Annotated in this window: 1 protein-coding gene; it reads right to left on the bottom strand. The window is 56.6% G+C overall.

The window, feature by feature from the left end; translation table 11 throughout:
• Positions 1-194: 194 nt before the first annotated feature.
• Complete coding sequence (locus AQ996_RS09480) at positions 195-1,889, bottom strand: phospho-sugar mutase (RefSeq protein WP_055252695.1); 1,695 nt, start codon at positions 1,887-1,889, stop codon at positions 195-197.
• Positions 1,890-2,211: the final 322 nt, after the last annotated feature.

Below are 2,211 nucleotides of genomic sequence, written 5' to 3'. Positions count from 1 at the left end.
GGCTGATCCGGTCCGACCGGGCCGCGCGGCAAGGAGATATATTGCCAGACCGGAGGGGCGCCGTGGGCGGGAATCTGGGCGTACACATTTCCTACACATATAAGGACTCTCGGCTGGCTGGTTAAATATAAGAGGGGACCTCGTTTCCGAGATCCCCTCTTTCGCCTATCTACAGTAATAGACTCTTAAATACCTTATGCCAGCAGCTTGCGACCGGACTCTTCAATCGCGTCAAGTGCTGCATCAGCTTCGGCGGCATCCGCGCCCTTGGCAAAGATATACAGCTTGATCTTGGGCTCGGTGCCGGAAGGACGGACGATACCCTTGTTGCCACCCTCGAGATCGAACTCAATGACATTAGCCTTCGGCAGGCCGTTCACGCAGGTGTTGTAGTCCACGACGGCCTCAATCTTGGAACCGGCGAGCTCCGCGGGCGGGTTCTCGCGCAGACCAGCCATGATGCCGGCCATCTTTGCCGCACCCTCAGCGCCCGGATAGCTCAGCGAAATCGTCTTGTTGTGATAGTAGCCATACTTCTCGTACAGCTCGTGCATTGCGTCGGCGAGGTTCTTACCCTGCAGCTTGTAATACTGAGCCATCTGGCAAATCAGCAGCGAAGTGCTCACGGCGTCCTTGTCGCGCACGTGATCACCAGCCAGATAACCGTAGCTCTCCTCAAAACCGAAGATAAAGCGATCGACTTCACCGGCATCGGAAAGCGAGGTAATGATGTCACCGATGTACTTGAAGCCCGTCAGGCAGCGACGGAGCTCAAAGCCATATTCCTCGGCCAGAGCATCGACCATGGCGGAAGAAACAATGGTAGTAACCGCGACCTTCTTAGTGAGGTCCTCGCCGCGGGCGGCACGGGTCTTGCAAATATAGTCGAGCAGCAGAACGCCCATCTCATTGCCGGTCAGCAGCAGATAGTCATCGCCATTCTTAACGGCAACGCCAACACGGTCGGCGTCGGGATCGGTTGCAAGCAGCAAATCAGGGTGAACCTGCTCGCAGAGATCGATGCCCTTCTGCATGGCCTGACGGATCTCGGGGTTAGGATACGGGCAGGTCGGGAAATCGCCGTTAGGCTCCTTCTGCTCGGGAACAACCGTGACATCGGTGATGCCAGCGCGCTCGAGCACCGTGGTAACAGGAATGAGGCCGGTACCGTTCAGCGGAGTGTAGACGAGCTTGAGCGGTGCGCCGGCAATCTCCTCGGCAGAAAGGTTGGTCACGCCGCGCGCGAGAACGGCGTCGTAATAACGCTCGAGGCACGAGTCATCGATCCATTTGACCAGGCCCTGCTCAAGAGCCTCATCGAAGTCCATGGACTTCACACCGGTGAACGTATCGGTCTCGGCGATAGCCTTAGAAATTGCATCGGCGGCCTCGCTGGTGATCTGGCAGCCGTCGGGGCCATAGGCCTTATAGCCGTTATACGGTGCCGGGTTATGACTAGCGGTCATGCAAATGCCACCGGAGCACTTAAGATCACGGACGGCCCAGGAGAGCGTCGGCACAGGAGAAATCTTGGGATAAACGAGGGCAGTCACGCCGTTTGCTGCAAGAATGGCAGCCGTCGTCTTAACGAACAGCTCACCTTTATTGCGGCTATCGCGAGCGATGGCGACCGTTGGATGCTCGAAGGTCGCATTGAGGTAGTCAGCGAATCCCTGGGTCGCACGACCGACCGTATAGATATTCATACGGTTAGTGCCCGCACCGATAGTGCCGCGAAGGCCGGCAGTACCGAAGGCGAGATCTTGGAAGAAAGCGTCGGTGATGGCGTCCTCATCACCCTGCTCCTTCATCGTGTTAAGCTCAGCGAGGAGCTCCTCGTCCTTGACATTGGCAATCCAAGTATCAAGCAGCTCATGAACATCTGCCATGTGAGTCCTTCCTTCACAATCAATAAAACGACCCGTGTAAAACAGGACAAGCGCAGCAGTGCGCTAAAGCAAATATTAGTCCATTGAGAACAGAGAACTGAGCACAGAACGGTGAACGTCTATATTCAGCGGTGGATGATTTAATTGATTTAATTGCATAAGTATTGTTGCCCGTAAACGCAAAAAAGGGGGAGGCCGCGAGGCCTCCCCCTTTTTCAGTTTCGATGACGGCTCGGTGCCGTCCACCGGTCAGCGGCGCCCTGGCCTCCCACGGGCTGGCCCCGCAGTACTCTCGGCGCGATGGGGCTTAGCTTCCGGGTTC

This window comes from Collinsella aerofaciens, assembly GCF_001404695.1.
GTDB lineage: Bacteria > Actinomycetota > Coriobacteriia > Coriobacteriales > Coriobacteriaceae > Collinsella > Collinsella aerofaciens_E.
The sequence above is the reverse complement of the archived record's forward strand: the minus strand, read 5'-3'. Positions and strand labels throughout refer to the sequence as shown.

Excerpts from the sequence above, each read along its gene's own strand:
- AQ996_RS09480 (WP_055252695.1), bottom strand. The coding sequence starts at position 1,889 with ATGGCAGATGTTCATGAGCTGCTTGATACTTGGATTGCCAATGTCAAG.